Annotated in this window: 17 protein-coding genes, 2 tRNA genes and 1 pseudogene; 11 read left to right on the plus strand and 9 right to left on the minus strand. The window is 56.3% G+C overall.

Going from position 1 to position 18,270, the window contains the following annotated elements; genetic code table 11:
* The first annotated feature begins 15 nt into the window (after nt 1-15).
* On the plus strand, nt 16-204 hold the full coding sequence (locus tag C8029_RS17975; RefSeq protein WP_009571197.1) for a DUF4169 family protein: 189 nt from the start codon (nt 16-18) through the stop codon (nt 202-204).
* Nucleotides 201-425 carry a ribbon-helix-helix domain-containing protein gene (locus C8029_RS17980; protein WP_009571198.1) on the plus strand — a complete coding sequence of 75 codons (225 nt, stop codon included), beginning with the start codon at nt 201-203 and terminating at the stop codon, nt 423-425. Before C8029_RS17975 ends, C8029_RS17980 begins: the two co-directional genes overlap by 4 nt.
* Here the strand turns inward: C8029_RS17980 and C8029_RS17985 are convergent.
* The 3 genes from C8029_RS17985 to cysS are packed head-to-tail and all read right to left on the minus strand — an operon-like array spanning nt 422 to nt 4,327.
* On the minus strand, nt 422-1,201 hold the full coding sequence (locus tag C8029_RS17985; protein WP_009571199.1) for a squalene/phytoene synthase family protein: 780 nt from the start codon (nt 1,199-1,201) through the stop codon (nt 422-424). The genes C8029_RS17980 and C8029_RS17985 overlap by 4 nt on opposite strands.
* A 10-nt stretch (nt 1,202-1,211) precedes the next feature.
* Nucleotides 1,212-2,846 (minus strand): citramalate synthase, encoded by a 1,635-nt coding sequence (gene cimA / locus C8029_RS17990; protein WP_009571200.1) that lies wholly within the window; start codon nt 2,844-2,846, stop codon nt 1,212-1,214.
* Nucleotides 2,843-4,327 (minus strand): cysteine--tRNA ligase, encoded by a 1,485-nt coding sequence (gene cysS / locus C8029_RS17995; RefSeq protein WP_009571201.1) that lies wholly within the window; start codon nt 4,325-4,327, stop codon nt 2,843-2,845. Before cysS ends, cimA begins: the two co-directional genes overlap by 4 nt.
* Before the next feature lie 187 nt (nt 4,328-4,514).
* On the opposite strand from cysS, the gene mazG reads away from it, so the two are divergent.
* From mazG to C8029_RS18010, 3 genes are all read left to right on the plus strand, one after another.
* Nucleotides 4,515-5,345: a nucleoside triphosphate pyrophosphohydrolase gene (gene mazG / locus C8029_RS18000; protein ID WP_051130596.1), complete on the plus strand. Its 831-nt coding sequence runs from the start codon at nt 4,515-4,517 to the stop codon at nt 5,343-5,345.
* Between the two features lie 101 nt (nt 5,346-5,446).
* Nucleotides 5,447-6,460, plus strand: a complete 1,014-nt coding sequence (locus C8029_RS18005) for a Fe(3+) ABC transporter substrate-binding protein (RefSeq protein WP_193217683.1) — start codon at nt 5,447-5,449, stop codon at nt 6,458-6,460.
* 346 nt (nt 6,461-6,806) lie between these two features.
* The gene (locus C8029_RS18010) at nt 6,807-7,301 is read left to right on the plus strand and encodes a GNAT family N-acetyltransferase (RefSeq protein ID WP_009571204.1); all 495 of its coding nucleotides are present in this window, start codon (nt 6,807-6,809) and stop codon (nt 7,299-7,301) included.
* 41 nt (nt 7,302-7,342) lie between these two features.
* Here C8029_RS18010 and rnd read toward each other — a convergent pair whose 3' ends face one another.
* From rnd to purM, 3 genes are all read right to left on the minus strand, one after another.
* Nucleotides 7,343-8,500 (minus strand): ribonuclease D, encoded by a 1,158-nt coding sequence (gene rnd, locus C8029_RS18015; RefSeq protein ID WP_152003434.1) that lies wholly within the window; start codon nt 8,498-8,500, stop codon nt 7,343-7,345.
* A 106-nt stretch (nt 8,501-8,606) separates the two neighbouring features.
* A complete protein-coding gene (purN, locus tag C8029_RS18020) occupies nt 8,607-9,206 on the minus strand; it encodes a phosphoribosylglycinamide formyltransferase (RefSeq protein ID WP_152003435.1) in 600 nt (199 codons plus the stop codon).
* Nucleotides 9,203-10,249, minus strand: a complete 1,047-nt coding sequence (purM, locus tag C8029_RS18025) for a phosphoribosylformylglycinamidine cyclo-ligase (RefSeq protein ID WP_152003436.1) — start codon at nt 10,247-10,249, stop codon at nt 9,203-9,205. The genes purN and purM overlap by 4 nt, the downstream gene beginning before the upstream one ends.
* A 144-nt stretch (nt 10,250-10,393) precedes the next feature.
* On the opposite strand from purM, the gene C8029_RS18030 reads away from it, so the two are divergent.
* Nucleotides 10,394-10,470, plus strand: a tRNA-Ile gene (locus tag C8029_RS18030).
* Nucleotides 10,471-10,552: 82 nt separating this feature from the next.
* Here C8029_RS18030 and C8029_RS18035 read toward each other — a convergent pair.
* Nucleotides 10,553-11,884 (minus strand): ATP-binding protein, encoded by a 1,332-nt coding sequence (locus tag C8029_RS18035; RefSeq protein ID WP_009571208.1) that lies wholly within the window; start codon nt 11,882-11,884, stop codon nt 10,553-10,555.
* 46 nt (nt 11,885-11,930) lie between these two features.
* Between C8029_RS18035 and C8029_RS18040 the strand changes: the two genes are divergently transcribed.
* The 5 genes and pseudogenes from C8029_RS18040 to C8029_RS18060 all read left to right on the plus strand — a co-directional run bounded on the left by C8029_RS18040 (nt 11,931) and on the right by C8029_RS18060 (nt 16,295).
* Nucleotides 11,931-12,827 (plus strand): MBL fold metallo-hydrolase, encoded by an 897-nt coding sequence (locus tag C8029_RS18040; RefSeq protein WP_009571209.1) that lies wholly within the window; start codon nt 11,931-11,933, stop codon nt 12,825-12,827.
* An 82-nt stretch (nt 12,828-12,909) separates the two neighbouring features.
* Nucleotides 12,910-12,984 (plus strand) — tRNA-Asn (locus tag C8029_RS18045).
* A 358-nt stretch (nt 12,985-13,342) separates the two neighbouring features.
* A complete protein-coding gene (locus C8029_RS18050; protein WP_009571210.1) occupies nt 13,343-13,675 on the plus strand; it encodes a hypothetical protein in 333 nt (110 codons plus the stop codon).
* Between the two features lie 627 nt (nt 13,676-14,302).
* Nucleotides 14,303-14,586, plus strand: a pseudogene (locus tag C8029_RS22545) (IS3 family transposase); the annotation flags it as partial.
* A 674-nt stretch (nt 14,587-15,260) separates the two neighbouring features.
* Complete coding sequence (locus C8029_RS18060) at nt 15,261-16,295, plus strand: DegT/DnrJ/EryC1/StrS family aminotransferase (RefSeq protein WP_040401986.1); 1,035 nt, start codon at nt 15,261-15,263, stop codon at nt 16,293-16,295.
* Here C8029_RS18060 and C8029_RS18065 read toward each other — a convergent pair.
* Both C8029_RS18065 and C8029_RS18070 read right to left on the minus strand, forming a co-directional pair.
* Nucleotides 16,290-16,940 (minus strand): acetyltransferase, encoded by a 651-nt coding sequence (locus C8029_RS18065; protein WP_152003437.1) that lies wholly within the window; start codon nt 16,938-16,940, stop codon nt 16,290-16,292. The genes C8029_RS18060 and C8029_RS18065 overlap by 6 nt on opposite strands.
* A 40-nt stretch (nt 16,941-16,980) precedes the next feature.
* The gene (locus C8029_RS18070; RefSeq protein WP_152003438.1) at nt 16,981-17,223 is read right to left on the minus strand and encodes a hypothetical protein; all 243 of its coding nucleotides are present in this window, start codon (nt 17,221-17,223) and stop codon (nt 16,981-16,983) included.
* Nucleotides 17,224-18,270: the final 1,047 nt, after the last annotated feature.

Here is an 18,270-nt window from a genome sequence, read left to right on the forward strand (position 1 = left end):
GGATAGATTGCCGCCATGAGCACCGAAAAAAACGTCGCCAATCTCAATCAGTTCCGCAAGGCCAAGGCCCGAGCGGACAGGCGTGCATTGGCCGATGAAAATGCGGTGAAATTCGGGCGCAGCAAGGCGCAAAAGGCGCTCGAACAAGCGCAAACCGCCAAAGCCAAGGCCCTTTTGGACGCCCACAAGAAAGACGACAGATGAGTGCGCGGCCTGTCAAACGCTCGCTGACGCTGCACGGTCACCGCACCTCTGTGTCGCTCGAAGATGCATTTTGGCGTGCCTTTCGCGCCATCGCCAAAGAGCGTGATCTACCGATCAATGTGCTGGCCGCCGAAATTGACGAAACCCGCGGCGTGGACAGTGGTCTGGCCTCCGCGATCCGGGTCTATGTGTTGGACTACACTCAGAAAAAATTGCTTTAGAAAAAGCCCCATGTCGGCGACTGAGACGCAACTGCCAAGCGCAGGGATTTGCGCGCGGGCCCCTGCCCCAAACGTCCCTCCAAGACCACGCTTGGGTCTTTCGCCGCTTGCCGCAGGACTGGCAACATCATCACCGCGTCGATCATCGGCGCGCGCGCGGATTTGCCAAGGTTTGAAAGCTGCTGCGCGCCCCAACGGGCCTGTTCCAACGTGGCTTTCGCCAATGTTGCCACCGCCTCTGGCCGACCATCTAGCAAAGGCACCCGTCCCGCGTCGACAAGTGCCGGGATCGCCATGAAATAGCGCGCCAAAGCCCCGCCTTGGCCCAGACTGTTGAGTGCTTTTGACGCCGTATCGGGTGCCCCCAAAAGCCGCGCCGCGACATGTAGCGGGATCGTGTATGTGGCGTGGAGATAGCGGTACAGCGCCGCCGCGTCTTCATGCGGATCGCGGTAAATATCCCATTGCCGCGCCGTCACCGTGGCGTCCAGCGCCTCAGCCGACGCCGCATCCAACACAGCAGCCAAAGGCGCGGCGACCTCATGGGCGCGCGGGGCTTTGCCTTCGGTTTTCTCGGTCAACACATCGCGCCAAAATTGCAGGCGCATCTCCGCAATCATGCTTTCTTTCGTCACCCAGGGCGCTTTTGCGACCTCCAGACAAAAGGCATGGATCGGAAACAACACCTCGCGCGCGGCCACAGGCGCGGCCATGGTGGCGCGAAACCGGTCTTCGTCGCCCTTTTGGACAATCTCAGCACAGGCTTGTATGGACATTATTTCGCTCTCATTCTGCACCAAGCGCCTGCGCGCCATCGCGCGTCAGTTTCCACAGCACCGCATCCAACAGCGCCTCAAACGACGCATCTATGATGTTGGACGACACGCCGACCGTCGACCAACGCCGCCCCAATGTGTCCTCGTGATCAATAATCACGCGGGTCCGTGCCTCTGTACCGCCATTGGTGATTCTTACTTTAAAATCAACCAATTCCATGTCGGAAATCAGGTCCGAATAAGGTCCCAAATCCTTAACCAGCGCCTTTGAGAGCGCGTTGACCGGGCCACCATCAGAGCCATCCGCCATGATGCCTTCAGACACGGACAAATGCCGCTCGCCCGCGATATTGACCACCACCGTGACCTCGGACAGGTGGATCACCCGGCCCTTGGCGTCCTTGCGGCGTTCGACCGTGGCGCGGTAGCGCTCGACCTCGAAAAACGCGGGCATCAAGCCCAATTCGCGCCGCGCTTCCAACTCGAACGAGGCTTGCGCGGTGTCATAGGAATACCCCTCCGCCTCACGCTCTTTGATCCGGTCCAAAATCCGCCCCAGATCGGCCTTTGTCGACACGTCCAATCCCATATCCGCCAAGCGGGAGCGCAGGTTGGATTGCCCGGCCTGATTGGACATCGGCACGATCCGGGCGTTGCCGACGATCTCCGGCGGGATGTGTTCATAGGTGGTTGGGTCTTTGAGAATGGCGGAGGCGTGAAGGCCCGCTTTATGGGCAAAGGCGGAGGCGCCAACATAGGGCGAACTGCGCAAAGGCACGCGGTTGAGGATGTCGTCAAGCATCCGCGACACCTTGACCAGATCGCCCAAAGCAGCCTCAGACACCCCGGTGTCGAGCGTCGACCTATACGGTTCTTTCAGTAGAAATGTCGGGATCAGCGTGGTCAAATTGGCATTGCCACAGCGTTCGCCCAGACCATTCAACGTGCCCTGCACCTGACGCGCCCCGGCGTTGACCGCCGCCAGTGAATTGGCCACCGCATTGCCGGTGTCATCATGGGTGTGGATGCCCAAATGGGTGCCGGGAATGCCGGATTCGATGACCTTCAACGTGATCTGATAGACCTCGCCCGGCAACGTGCCGCCATTGGTGTCACAGAGCACGATCCAGCGCGCGCCATTGTCATAGGCGGCGGTGAGACAGGCCAGCGCATAGTCGGGATTGGCCTTGTAACCGTCAAAGAAATGCTCGGCATCAAACAGCGCCTCGCGACCCTCTTTCACCACATGGGCAAAGGATTTGGCGATGTTGTCAATGTTCTGGTCCAGCGTGATGCCGAGCGCCGTGGTGACGTGAAAGTCATGGGTCTTGCCGACCAGACAGACGGCCTTGGTGCCCGCGTTCAACACCCCCGCAAGGACTTCGTCATTCTCCGCCGAGCGCCCTGCCCGTTTGGTCATGCCAAAGGCGGTGAAGGTGGCGCGGGTTTTGGGCGGTTCGGCGAAAAATTCGCTGTCGGTCGGGTTGGCACCGGGCCAGCCGCCCTCGATATAATCGACGCCCAGATGATCGAGCGCCTCCGCGATCATGTGCTTTTCCGGCGTGGAAAATTGCACGCCTTGGGTCTGTTGGCCGTCTCTGAGGGTTGTGTCGTAGAGGTAGAGGCGGTCTTTGGTTGTACTCACAGCAGCCCCCCCTGTTTCCAAGTGTCGAATACTGGCGGGATGCCGACCCCCTCAAGCTTTGAAGCATCGAAGTTGGGACCCGCGTCAAGTTCCACTCCATCCTTGGTCATACGCACCTCAACGCCCGCTGCAAGCAGAGATGATTTAAGAGAATCGACTTCAGAGAAATCCTTAGTTTCTTTTGCACGAGATCTGTAGGCCTCTAGCAACATTGAGAAAACTGAAAGATCAACTGCTTCTTCTGCCCAACGTCCAAGTTCCGGCGTAAGCAGTCCAAGAAGGTTCGCCGAGGCAACGAATTCACTATAAGCTGCATCAACATCAAATGGTGGCATATCGGCACCATTTTCGAAGGCATCCAAATTGCTTGCGAGCCTATGAAGCTCGGAAAGCGCGTCATGTGTGTTCAGATCATCAGCAAGTGCCTTTACTATTTCAGGCGATGGCTTACTAGCAACTACCCCATTCGAGAACGAACGCCATTTCCACAAAGTCTTCTTCGCCTGCTCCGCCTTCTCCGCCGTCCAGTCCATCGGCTTGCGGTAATGCGTGCTCAGGAACACAAAGCGGATCACTTCGCCCGGAACGCTCGCCATTCCGTCGTGACCGTCCAACAGGTCCCGCACGGTAAAGAAATTGCCCAGAGACTTGGACATTTTCTTGCCCTCAACCTGCAACATTTCGTTGTGCAGCCAATAGTTGGCAAAGCCCCCGCCGTCATGATCATGACCATGGGCGCAGCAACTTTGGGCGATCTCGTTTTCGTGGTGCGGGAACATCAAATCGTTGCCGCCGCCGTGGATGTCAAAACTCTCGCCCAAAAGCTCATAGGACATGGCCGAGCATTCGATGTGCCAGCCGGGGCGGCCATACCCCCACGGGCTATCCCACCCCGGTTGATCGTCTGAAGACGGTTTCCACAGCACGAAATCCATCGGATCGCGTTTGTTATCCGCCACTTCGACACGCGCACCGGCAATCATGTCATCGACAGACCGGCCCGACAAAGCGCCGTATTTCTCATAGGAGTTCACCGAGAACAGCACATGCCCCGCCCCGTCCGAATAGGCGTGGCCCTTTGCGATCAACGTCTCGATCATCGCGATCATCTGCGGGATATACTCGGTCGCGCGCGGCATCTCGTTCGGGTCCAGTGCCCCAACTGCGCGCATATCATCGAGATACCACTGCGTCGTTTCATCGGTGATCTCGCGAATGCTCCGCCCGCTCGCCTCGGCACGGGCGTTGATCTTGTCATCCACATCGGTGAAATTGCGCACATAGGTGACGTGATCCGCGCCGTAGACATGCCGCAGCAGACGATAGAGCACATCGAACACGATCACAGGCCGCGCATTGCCAATATGGGCGCGATCATAGACCGTCGGCCCACAGACATACATCCGCACATTGTCGGCATCAATCGGGGTGAAAACCTCTTTTTTGCGGGTTTTCGTGTTGGTCAGCTTGATCACGGTCATAAGCGCTCCTCAGGGCCATCCCCGCGGGCTTATCAGCTTACTTTTTGAGAGAAAAGAGACCGACCCCGCGTAACTTTCGTTAGCAGATAATGCAGCAAATAATGATGGTGCAAATGTTGGTCATGGAGACCTTATAGCCAGCGGCTTTGGCCTTGCAAAGCCCCTTTTGGCGCGGCACCTTGGCACCATGACACAGCACCCCATTCCCGACCCGATCCACAGCGTGCCCGAGGGCATCGAACAGCTTTTGGAAATCATGAAGCGCCTGCGTGATCCGAAGGGCGGTTGCCCTTGGGACATTGAACAGGATTTCGCGACGATTTCACCCTACACAATCGAAGAAGCCTATGAGGTCGACGACGCGATCACGCGCGGCGACATGGCGGATTTGAAATCCGAGCTGGGGGATTTGCTGTTTCAATCGGTGTTTCAGGCGCAAATCGCGGCGGACAAAGGGCTTTTTGACTTTCACGATGTGGCAAAGGCGATCTCGGACAAGATGATTTCGCGCCATCCGCATGTCTTTGGCGATGAGAGCAATCAAAAGAGCCCGGAACAGCAAACCCTTGATTGGGAGCGCGAAAAAGCCGCCGAGCGTAAGCGGCGCGGCGAAACGCGGGTTCTGGACGGGGTGGCGATGGGATTGCCCGCCTTGATGCGGGCGCAAAAATTGCAAAAACGCGCGGCCCGCGTTGGGTTTGACTGGCCGGATGTGTCGCATGTGATCGACAAAATCCGTGAGGAAGCGGCAGAATTGGTCGAAGCGCGTGAGAGCAAAACCCAAGCGGATGTGGCCGAGGAATTCGGGGATTTATTGTTCGTTATGGTCAATCTGGGCCGCCATTTGGGCGTCGATGCCGAGGAATCCCTGCGCAGTTGCAATGCAAAATTCACCCGTCGGTTCAATGCTATAGAGGACGGACTTGCGGCAAAAGGCAAGACGCCCCAAGACAGCGATCTGGAGGAAATGGATGCGCTTTGGGACGCGGTGAAAGCGGCCGAGAAAACCGCCAGATAGATCGAAATCACTCGGCTACATTTTCCGAGTAAATTTATCACCTATTGACCTGATGGTTTTTGTCGGGTTTAAAAGCCACACATGAAGCCTTGGAGATTCTGATGCCTTTTAAACCCAACTTCGCCCTGACCGCTGCCCTGACACTCACCGCCACGGCAGCAAGCGCCGATGTGAACGTCTATTCCTACCGTCAGCCCGAATTGATCGCGCCGCTGACCGAGGCCTTCACCGAGGAGACAGGCATCAAGGTCAACGTCGCCTTCCTCGAAAAAGGCTTGGTCGAACGGCTCAAGGCAGAGGGCGATCGCTCCCCCGCCGATGTGATCTTAACCGTTGATATTGCACGGATTTCCGAAGCTGTGGATGCGGGTGTCACTCAACCTTTGATGACCGAGACACTGGCACAAAATATCCCCGCCACATACCATGACCCCGAGGGCAATTGGTGGGGCGTGACCACGCGGGCGCGAATTATCTATGCCTCGAAAGAACGCGTGGCCCCCGGCGAAGTGACCACCTACGAAGACCTCGCGGACCCGAAATGGAAAGGCCGGATTTGCACCCGTTCGGGGATGCACACCTATATGATCGGCCTCACCTCCGCCTATCTCGCCCACCATGGTGAAGAGGAAACAAAGCAATGGCTTCAAGGGCTTAAAGACAACCTAGCCCGCAAACCCCAGGGCAATGACCGCGCACAGGTCAAGGCGATTTGGGCCGGGGAATGCGACATTTCCCTGGGCAACACCTATTACATGGGCGCAATGTTGGCTGACCCGGAGCAAAAGGTCTGGGCTGACTCGGTGCGCCTTGATTTTCCGGTGTTTGACGTCGAAGGCGGCGGCACCCATGTGAATATCTCCGGTGTGGCGCTCACCAAAGCATCAAAGAACATCGCCGAGGCCACTCAATTCATTGAGTTTTTGACCTCGAAGGAAGCGCAGGAAATCTATGCGGAGGCCAATTCTGAATACCCGGTTGTGCCCGGCACAGAACCCTCGGCCCTGGTCGCAAGCTGGGGGGAATTGACGCCCGACAACCTTGGCCTGATTGACATCGCCAATGCGCGCGGCGAGGCTTTGAAATTGACCGAGGAAGTCGATTACGACGGCTAATGGCCGAAATCTGCATCCCAAAATTGACTGACCCCGCCTCGATGAATGATTTGAGGTGGGGTTTTCACGCGATTGGGCCTTGATGTTCGATCCATTTCGACGCATTGAAGCGCTCTTTTCACAGCGCCCCTCTTTTGGCCCCCCGAGTCTCCTATGCCACGTTTTCAGATTGACAGGCCGCACCGCCTCTCGCACAATCCCCTCCATGACACATCTGTTCGCCATGACTTCGTATTATCGCTGCTCCACATAGGATGCGGCCATTTGTCATGTAAATTTCACGGCCGCCATAGGGCGGCTTTAATTTTTTTGGTGTCCTGTGGCGCGTAATCAGGAGACCCAAGTGATGACCAAACCCCACCCCGCCAAGACCTCGCATCTGACGCATGTGCCCTTGTCCATCCGCCCGATGGAACGGACCGATTGTGCGCGCGTCTTGCAGATGATCGACGCCTTGACCCGCCATCATGGTGACCGCATGAGCCTTGATGAGGCCTCGTTGATTGACCTGATCTATGCCCCCTCGCCTTGGGCGCGGATTTTGGTGGCGGAGAGTCACGGTAAAACCGTGGGCTATGCCGCGCTTGTCGGTGGGCTTCAGCTGCAATTTGGCCTGCGGACCATGGATTTGCACCACCTCTATGTCGACGCGGATCAGCGCGGCATGGGCATTGGTCGTGCCTTGATCGAGGCGGCGCGAGAAACCGCGCGCAATCTGGACTGTGTGCAACTGACGGTTGGCACCCATGTCGAAAACAAACCGGCGCAAGCGGCCTATTTGGCCTGCGGGTTTGAACCTTTGGCCCCCAGAGGCCCACGCTTTGTGATGACCTTGAGCTAAAAGAACGGGCTGAGCCGCGCGATGCGGCTCAGCCCGATCCCTTACAGTTCGATCACATCCACGCGCTGACCTTTGACGGCAAGGCCGATCTCGCCCTTGCACAGGCGCAGCGCATCGACGCCAAACACCTCGGCCCGCCAGCCTTTGAGTGCCGGAAAATCGCGTTTTCCAGCGGCGATCATATCCAGATCAGAGGCCGAAGCGATCATTTTCGCGGCGACATTATAGGTGTCGGATTTCGCCTTGAGCAGCACCCGTAACATGTCGGCCAAAGCCGGATTGACCTGTAACTTATCATTACTCAGGTCCAGTTTGGGCATCTCGGCGGCGGTGTATTTTGACGCCTTTTCAATGGCTTGCAAAATACCATCGGCGATCTCACCTTTGCGCGCTTCGCGCAGCAAAAGCCGCGAGCGCGACAGGTCTTGCAGCGAGGTCGGCTTGGTCGAGGCCAATTCCAACAACGCATCGTCTTTATAAACGCGGTTGCGCGGGATGTCGCGGCTTTGCGAATAAACCTCGCGAAAGGCGGCAAGCTCTTTGACGGCGGCCAAGAATTTGCCCGAGCTGGTGCGGGTCTTGACGCGTTTCCACGCCTCCTCCGGCTGCACCACATAGGTCGCGGGCGAGGTGAGGATTTCCAGCTCCTCGGCCACCCATTTTTCCCGGCCTTCGCGTTTGATCTCATCGCGCAGGAATTCGTAAATCACCCGCAAATGGGTCACATCCGCCAGCGCATAATTTTCCTGTGCCGTGGTCAACGGACGGCGCGACCAATCGGTGAAGCGCGAGGTCTTGTCCAAATTTTCCTTGGCAATTTTGCGCACCAAGGTCTCGTAGCCGACCTGTTCGCCAAAGCCACAGACCATGGCCGCGACTTGGGTGTCGAACAGCGGATCGGGGATCACGCCGCCTTGGATGAAGAAAATCTCAAGGTCCTGACGCGCCGCATGAAACACTTTGACGACGCTGGTGTCGCGAAACAGATCATAGAGGGGCGCAAGATCGAGGCCCTTGACCAACGGATCTAACAAAACCGCATCTTCTTCGGCATCGCCCGGAATGGCGAGCTGAACGAGGCAGAGCTTGGAATAATAGGTCCGTTCGCGCAGGAATTCGGTATCGACCGTGACATAGGCTTGCTTTTTGGCGCGGTCGCAGAAGGCCTGAAGGCCCTCGGTCGTTGTGAGTGTGATCATCTAGACTTCTTTTTTGAGCGGCGCGGGGTCATCCCGCCGATTGGACCGTGATACGGGGTTTGCGGGCGAAATGAAAGTGCTTTGCCCGAAACGCGGGGAACAGCGGTTACAGATCGACACGGGTGATGTCCCCCACGACAAAGCGTCTGAGGACGGCAGGATACAGCGCATGTTCGCGCGGCAGCACGCGCGCGGCAAGCGTTTCGGCAGTGTCATCGGGTAAAATGGGCACCCGCGCCTGCCCCAAAATCGGCCCACCATCCAACTCGGCGGTGACTTCGTGGACCGAGCATCCCGCCTCGGAATCCCCGGCCTCAATCGCGCGCTGATGGGTGTGCAGGCCTTTGTATTTCGGCAAAAGCGAGGGGTGAATATTGAGCATCCGGCCCGCATAATGCGTGATGAAGCGCGGCGTCAGAATGCGCATGAACCCGGCCAGCGCGATGATATCTGGCGCATGAGCATCAATCGCAGAAATCAACGCCTCTTCAAAGGCTTCCCGATCCCCCTTAAAGTCTTTATGATCGACAACAGCCGTGGCAATGCCCATGTCGGAGGCCTTGTTCAAACCGCCCGCACCCGGCACATTCGAGAGCACCAAACAAGGGCGCGCCGGATGATCGCCCACCATGGAATTTGCCAGCGACACCATATTGGAGCCGCCCCCCGAAATCAGGATGGCGACCTTTTTATGTGTCCCGCTCACTTAAGCTCGCCCTCATAGGTCACGCCACCGCCCACGGTGATTTCGCCAAGGCGGTAGACCGTTTCGCCCTCGGCCTCGAGCAATGCGCTCAGAGCTTCCGCCTGATCTGCGGCCACAACGGCGACCATGCCAATCCCGGCGTTGAAGGTTTTGAGCAATTCGTGCTGCGACAGGCCCGCAGTTTCGGTCAGCCAAGCAAACACCGGGCTCAAGGTCCAGGCGTTGAGGTTGATGTCAGCGCCGTAGCCTTCGGGCAGAACGCGCGGCAGATTTTCGGTCAAACCGCCGCCGGTGATATGCGCCAGCGCATGAACGCCGCCCGCACGGATCGCTTTGAGCACCGGTTTGACATATAGCCGGGTTGGTTTGAGCAACTCATCGCCCAAGGTCTCATCCGAGAACGGTGCGATGTCGGACCAACGAAAGCCCGCGACCTCAACCGTTTTGCGCACCAAAGAATAACCGTTGGAATGCACCCCGTTGGAGGCAAGCCCCAGCAAAACATCACCGGCCTCAACCCCCGCAGGCAGGTCAGATCCACGCTCCATCGCGCCCACGGCAAAGCCCGCAAGGTCGAAATCGCCGTCTTCATACATGCCCGGCATTTCGGCGGTTTCGCCACCGATGAGCGCACAGCCGGAGAGTTCACACCCCTTGGCAATACCTTCGATCACGGCCGTGGCATTGTCGAGTTTGAGTTTGCCCGTCGCGAAATAATCCAGGAAAAACAGTGGCTCAGCACCCTGGCAGACCAGATCATTGACGCACATGGCGACCAGGTCGATGCCAACGGTCGAGACGTGATCGGTGTCGATCGCGATGCGCAATTTGGTGCCAACGCCATCGGTGGCGGCGACCAAGATCGGATCATCATAGCCGGCGGCCTTCAGATCAAACAGCGCACCAAAGCCACCCAGCCCGGACATCACCCCCGGACGCGCGGTCTTTTTCGCCGCCGGTTTGATCCGCTCCACAAGCGCATTGCCCGCATCAATATCCACACCCGCATCCGCATATGTCAGGCCGTTTTTGCCGTCGCTCATGATCTCTGGTCCCCAAACTGGCATCATTTGCTCCGCGCTTTAACGCAGATGGCCGATAAAGAAAAGCGCGAGCTTGCAAAAGAGCGCTCTATCACAGCCACTCTTGACCCCGGCGCGCGTCCGCAATAGTCACAGCATTGGTAGGGGCCTGTAGCTCAATTGGTTAGAGCAGAGCGCTCATAACGCTTTGGTTGCGGGTTCAAGTCCTGCCGGGCCTACCAAAACTCAATAAAATCAATGATGTGATGGAAGATTGGGCATTTTTAACGCCCTCTCCCGCCTTTGGTGCGGTGATGTACCAGATCAACGTGCCAAAACCAAATCGGCCTTGAGTCCTCCAAGCGTCTCGCTGACCCCAAGCCGGAGTGTGCCACCATGACGGCGCGCCACATCAAGCGCGATGGCAAGGCCAAGCCCGACGCCCGAGCCGCGGTTTTGATTGCGCGCGGCGTCCAGGCGCACAAAGGGTTGCAAGGCGCGCTCGCGGGCAGAGGCCTCGATCCCCGGCCCGTCGTCTTCAACCGACAGGACCACGGCACGCTCAAACAGGCGCAGGCTCAGTTGGGTTCGGTTGCCATAGCGCAGAGCATTTGAGACCAGATTGTCAAGCGCGCGGGCCAGGGCCTCGGGCCGGGCCATAAGCCAAACGTCATGATCCGGCATCTCACCAAGGCTGACCTGCCCCCCGGCACGGTCGGCCTTGGCTTTGGCCGCCACCACCAGCGCACAGAGATCAAGCCGCACCGGCTCTTCCAGCGTGTCCGACCGGGCAAAGGCCAAAAAGGCATCAATCAACCGCTCCATCTCATCCAGATCGGACTGCATGGCGGTGATGTCTTTGGTGTCCTCGGGTGGCACATCGAGCATGGCTAGCCCCAGACGAATGCGCGTCAAAGGCGTGCGCAGATCATGCGATACACCGGACAACATCAATGTGCGCTGTTCGATCTGACGCTCAATGCGCGCCCGCATATTCAAAAACGCCGCCCCGGCCGAGCGGACTTCGACCGCGCCCGCCAGCCGATAAGGCCGGATTTCACCGCGACCAAAGCTTTCGGCAGCGCGCGCCAATTGTCGGATCGGCCGCAATTGATTGCGCAGGAACACCGCCGCGATCAATGTCATCACCACGCCGGTGAACAGCGTCCAGACCATCAATTGATGCGGATTTGCGGCCGACGCGCGACGACGCGGCAAACGCACATCCAAACGGCCCGCATCGGTCAGGATCGACAGATGCACCACCGCGGGCTGGGTCAACACATCCACCCCTTCAACCCCCTCAATGCCTGCGCGCAAAACCGCCGCGATGACCCTTGATGAGACGTCATACCAAGGGCGCGCATCGGCGACCGGTTCAAGAGTGCCAAAGCCAGAGGCAAATTCCAACCGCGCATCAAGTTCGGCCAGGGCTGGCGCGATTTGATCCTCGGGGATCCCCTCCACCGCCGCCACATAGAGGTTCAGCTCGGCCACCACCCCGCGCATCAATTGGCGGGTGATGTCTTCAAAATAGCGTTGCGAAAAGGTAACCATGACCACAAGTTGGATCACCACGACGGGCACCAAAAGGATCAGGGCGGCGCGCCCATACAGCCCGCGTGGCATATATTTTTTGAGCCAAGTAAAAAACATGCGCTATTGGTAGCCTTGCTGCCGCATCAATGGAAAGAGAAATCAAGTGGACCCGCGCCCAGACACCCTGACCCAGCTTGACGACGCCGTGATCCGTATTCTGGCACCGAACCCCTCGCCAATGACCTATTGGGGTACAAATACCTATGTGCTGGGCACCGGAAACGCCCGCGTTTTGATCGACCCCGGCCCGGATGACGCCAGCCACCACGCTGCAATTTTAAACGCCCTGCCCCATGGCACCCGCCTCACCCATATCCTCGTCACCCACGCGCATGCCGATCACAGTGCCGGCGCGCGCGCTTTGGCGCAGGAAACCGGGGCACCGATTCTTGCCTTTGGCGATGCTCAGGCGGGGCGCGCCGCGCATATGGACGCGCTGGCAAACGATGGGCTTTTGGCCGGGGGCGAAGGTTTGGATCACGGCTTTGTTCCCGACGAAACCGTCCCTCATGGCACCGTACTGGACACCCCGGCGGGCACGATCAAAGCGCTGCACACCCCCGGACATATGGGCAACCACCTGTGTTTTGGCTTTGGCGATACGGTCTTTTCCGGCGATTTGATCATGGGCTGGTCCTCGTCGCTGATTTCCCCGCCCGATGGCGATGCGGCGGCGTTTCGCGACAGCTGTGCCTTGGTGATGGACCAGGCCCCGGCCCGTCTCTACCCCGGTCACGGCGCGCCGGTCAAAACCCCAGGTGAACGGATCAGGTTCCTGCTGCACCACCGTGCCGCGCGCGAAGCGCAAATCCTGCGGGTTTTGGCCGAGAAACCAATGGATCTCCTCACCCTCACCCGCGCGGTCTACACCGATCTGCCAGCCTCCCACCTGCCCATGGCCGCCCGCAACACCTTGGCTCATCTCATTGATCTAAGCCAAAAAAACCGGGTTTCTGCTACGCCAGAACTCGCTGAATCCGCGACCTTTTCAGTGCTTTGAAAGAAAGCGGCACAAAAATCCAAGTTTTGTCATAAAACCCCCTTGCACGGCCCAAACCACATAGCTATACAGCGCCACATGTTCCGGCGTAGCTCAGCGGTAGAGCAGTTGACTGTTAATCAATTGGTCGTAGGTTCGATCCCTACCGCCGGAGCCAAAGATTTCAAGGGCTTAGCTGTAAATCAGCTAGGCCCTTTTTCTTTGCCTTTTGCTCTGGGGGAACACCGGGGGAACAGATCGCATTTGTTGCCTGAAAGCCCGTTTCGACCTACTCTGACTGCACTTTAAAGCAATTGGAGGAATGAATATGAGTGAAGGACGTGACAGAGATTATACTGTCCAATTCTTTGAAGATTCATCTGCCCGAACCCTTGTTGCAGATATGAATTACTGCATACGCGCTGGGGAAGATGCCACAATTGGCCAAATCCTTGACAGAGAAATTAGGAACAATCCATCACTCAGCGAATTGTATATCGTCGTCACGCCAGTCTAGAAACTATTGAGAGCAATCTATGAAGATACTAAATTTCATTGCCTATGTCTGCTGGGGGCTAGCTGGCATATTCATAATTATAGCTATCGCCGAACCGACATCATTTATGTTAGCGCTAGGCCTTTCGGTTTCGCTAGCAATTTCTGGCGTCTTGTTCTTCTCATTTAGCAAGGTGATTTTTCTTCTAGAAGAAATTCGCGATTCAATAACTGGTAGCAGTGCGCCCAGCACGAGCATTGAACAAAGCCACTCCTCAAATTCAAATACGGTGGTGGCGGATAAGTCTCCGACTCGCACCATTGAAGAGATTTCAAAGGACCTCGAAGAAATGAAGAAACGGGTCGCACAATAAAATAACCCCCCGCCATTACAGCGAGGGGTCAGTGCGCTTTCGACAAAGAGCGCGAAGGCGGGAAGCTGAACATAACCGCCGCCACCTCTACAATTTACCTGCCGCCACGCTCTGGCGCAAAATTCACGATTTGAGCGGCCTTATCCAAATCAACCCCCGCCTCTTTCGCCATTGCCTCAACAATCTGCCCCGTAGCCCGCGCTCGGCCACCAGAATCAAAGGTTTGCAATGGTCGCATAACGTCCAGCGTCACACCGCCGCCCAGCTTCTCCGATGCCTCTTGGGCCATGAGAGCGGCAACAGGAGTAAGCGCCCATTGCCACGGAACCCCGCGCCCAATTCGTTAAGGCCAGTGCCCGCCGCTTCGAGGAAGCGCACGATTTGGGAAACAATCGGGGCATTCTCATACACTTCAGCCAATGCCGTCTCGACACTGTGCAACATGCCAGCCGTCAAAGATGCACAGCGAAGCGGTGACATGGCGGGCGTCAGATAGCGACAAGACAGGATAAGCCCCTATTCGAGGCCTGAAACGTTACATTACACGTAACGTCTTCGACATCATCGCTCGCCGCCACAAACAGATAAATCAGGCTCAGATTGCGGCTTGACACTGAGAAGGGCGTCCAAGGCTCGCAATTCACCAGCCGCGAGTGGCAGATATTTCTCAGCCAGCACAATCTGGAATCTGGCATGAGCCGACGTGGGAATTGTCACGATAACGCGGTAGCAGAACACGATAACGCGGTGGTAGAAAGCATCTTTCAACTCCTGAAACGGGAGCGCCTCCGGTGGAAACCTACCAGACTCGCGACGCAGCCCGACAAGAGGTGTTTGACGACATCGGGATGTTCGACCCCCCGAAACGCAAGCACACAAACAACGGTATGCTGTCACCCGTTGACTATGAAATCAAACAACAGAGAATGGACGAGGCAGGTGTCTGGGAGGGCACCTCATTGATTTTGTCTCTTACCGTTTCTGTCATTTTTCTCCTTTGTCGAAATTTACACGTTTTCCATCAGGACCAATGACTTCCTACCGACCTGCGCAGATTGATTTCAACACCCCCTGTATCTGCTCACATGAGAGAGAGTCGCATGTGCGGTTTCCTAGGTCGTCGAACTTCCGATACTTCGCAGCAAGTGCGTCTTCGTGGTCGTTTCCTCCTAACATATTGATATTACGTCGTCTTGCTTCCATACTCAAACCAGCATTCACCACACACCGAGACGACACCACGACGGAATCTGTCATGGTTGATCGACAATCTATAGGTGTAACGGGTGTTCGTGGTTGCCGACGACATCGGCAGGCGGTAACATCACACCAAAGGCGCGCTACGCGCTGATAAATATACGATTTTTCGCAAAGAGGCGACGTATCGACGTGAGTGGTCCAGGTGCCACAGGACCAACCGACCCTCTCTCCCCGAAAAGTGCATTTTGACGTAGAGAACCAACATGGATGTGACGCTATCAGAACTTGAGCAACATCTGTGGGGGGGGGCGGTCAGGTTGAAGGACATGGTGTTGTTACCAGCGCCGATCTATAGGAAGTGTGAGACGTGAGCGGAAATTCTGCAATGAAAACAAACAAAGAAATTAAATTTGTTAATCAAAAATTTCCGGACATGGCGCGCATCTCGAGTCTTCTTGAAATTTGTGCTGCACAAAACACATGGGCTAACCGTGGACCATTGTATGAAAAGCTCGCAAATGATTACTCAGCTCATTTTGGCTTGACAAGCGCCTGCTCCATAACTCCATGCGCCAACGCAGGAATTGCATTGGAGGCAATGGCTCGCGTTTTGGCGTCGCGTGAGGATCGTAAACTCAAATGGGTGGGGTCTGCATTTAGCTTTCAAAACCTAGGGCGCGGGTTTTTCGCGGATATGACGCTGTTGGATTGCACCGAGCAAGGGCTTTTGGACCTCGACCGCGTGAGGGAGCTGCCGAGCGATAGCTTCGATGGTATTATTGTTGTCAATCCATTCGGGCTTTTCCAAGATTTCTCCGAATATACAGCCTTTTCACAAGAAACTGGGAAGTTTCTTCTAATCGATAACGCGGCGGGCATCAGCCGCTCAATGCCTGACTGGCCGTGGCAAGCACTCAGTCTTCACCACACCAAGCCATATGGTATGGGCGAGGGTGGCTTAGCGCTTACGCCGTCAGAAGCATCTGGGGAACTTTACAGCCTGCTCAATTACGGTCCTGTGCCGCGAGACGCGGCAAGTTGGCTAAACAATGGCAAGCTCTCTGACATAGCATGCGCATTCTTGATCGAACGGCTGGAAAAAGCGCCGGAATGGGAACCATTGTATCTGGAACAATCAGCGCGCGTCCACCGAATTGCTAGTGGCCTCGGTTTCTCGCCCATTCGTCCATTTGGAGTGACAGCACCTGCTATGAGTTGGGGATACATAGGACCCAACGAAATTCCGCTTGAACGAGTGATGGAGACGCGGCGGCTTACCTTTGCAAAATACTACAAACCCCTCGCAGAATCACCGAAAACAAAAGCGCTTTACGCGCATCTCGTCAACATACCGACCCATCCGGACGTCGCCGCACTCACAGATGGTGAACTGGAGGACGAAATTGCGCGCTTGCTATGATGTGTCCTGACCGGTCTTGATTATTTTTGCAGGCACACCAACGGCTGTACAGTGAGGCGGTATAGAGCGAACCACCGCAGCGCCGGCCCCGATCACAGCTCCGTCGCCGATTGAGATACCCTGTATGACAGTCGCACCTGTCCCAATGTCGACGCCTTCTCCCAACGTGACGTAACCAGAAATATTCGCTCCGGGACTAATTGTCGAATAGGCACCCAACTCCGCATCGTGACCCACGGTTACGCTCAGGTTTAAGTGCACATGTGGAGACACGATGATATCCGTCGTCAGACATGCATTGGCACAAACCAGAACTCCCTCGCTGAGAGATACTTTTGCCCCGATCCACGCGCGCGGGTGCACCAGTGTCGGGAAAACGTGACCGAGCGCCCCCAGCTTCTCAGCGACACGCCTTCTCACTGACGGCGCGCCGATAGCAATTGCAATGTTTGCGCGCGCCCCTCGTTCAAGTGACGATATGTCGTCCACCACTGGTAATCCGTGCACGGATTGTGGACGAGCGAAGCCGGGATCAACTACAAAACCCAAGCAGTTCCACTGTGGCTCCTGCGCATTGAGTGCATGCAGTATCTGCAATACCTCACGCCCAAAGCCACCGCATCCATAAATAGCAATGTCACGCACCTAATGCCTCTCCCTGATGGTGTCTGACCCAGTCAACTCTTTACCCAAAACGCTCCTTCAGAATTGCCAAAAAATGCATTACATTTTCTAACTCTCGCTCCTTCGCTTGGCGCATGTCCGCGATCAGTTGCTTGCGTGTGGAACGCGCCCAGTCCATTTCTTCTTCGCCATATGCCACGCCGTTTTTTAGCTCGAACCCTGCGTGCCAATCCTCTGAACTCAATCCAGGTTGAGGAACAACAACCGGTATGCAGCCACAAAGCACTGCATAATAAGCATACATTGTATAAAGGTCGTGACAATAGAACACTTCAGTCGTGTTGAAAATCTCGCTATCTCAGCGTGGCTTTTTCCGTCCAGTGGAATTGCGTCGTCGGGAGTGGGGATTTGCGCGGCCGTTGCGGTTCCTTTGCGGATCATGCGACACGATCCCGATCTCTCGCGCCCTAAGTCACGGTATATGTCATCGCGGAGCCAGCGTACCTGCAACAATCTGCTTGGGGAAATCCCTTCAATGCCCTGCGCGAAAGTTTCTTGATAAAAAAAAATCTCATCATCTGCCCCGATCCGCGCATCAACCCCAAAGAAACCAGGACGGTTGAGAAGCCAGCGCACGACCCGCCTAGCACCTAGTGGGTTTCCAGATACTGTCTCGGGATATACAATAATGCCGTCGCCGACGCACTCACCTGAGGCAACAGGAACGTCCATACTTGGGTGCGATTTAAAATTCCTGTGCTTCCGGAGGCCATTCCAGGTTTTTATTGCGCGAAGCCAGCGTGATCGGACGTCAGAATAGTCTTTTATATACGGGACAGCATATGCCTCGACACCAAGCATTCTCATCCGATCCACGAGCACGTGAAGGACGATTATACCGCCACTGTTTTCATCGAAAGATGGGCACATAACGAAGATCGGGAGCGACGGGCGCTCCACTTTTCTGGATGTCAACATTGCCTTATATCGTCCTATTTTTTGACTGTGCCGCAGCTTGCATTTGCAGATTGTGATCATATACCGATAAACTCAAATCTTTCAAATCCTTGATAGGATCAAGCCTCATTGATTTGCTTGAGAACTGCACGCTCTACGTGATCCAAGCTCCCGGACTGATGGGGGTGAGGACGCGTAACCTTTTCTGGTTGACCGAGGAGCTTAGGGAGCGGCAACAGCCGTTCGTCCCGATGATCTGCGCCCAGATGACACGGCTTTCCTCATTCGTCTGCTCCTTCGCGGTTGAGCAGATCAAGGCTGGATTGCGGAACACGTTCTCACAAGCCTTCTTACCGGGCTGAGGGAGGTTCCAGAACGATAGAGAAATGCAGAG

The organism is Roseobacter sp. TSBP12 (assembly GCF_009129705.1).
In the GTDB taxonomy this organism is placed as follows: domain Bacteria; phylum Pseudomonadota; class Alphaproteobacteria; order Rhodobacterales; family Rhodobacteraceae; genus Celeribacter; species Celeribacter baekdonensis_A.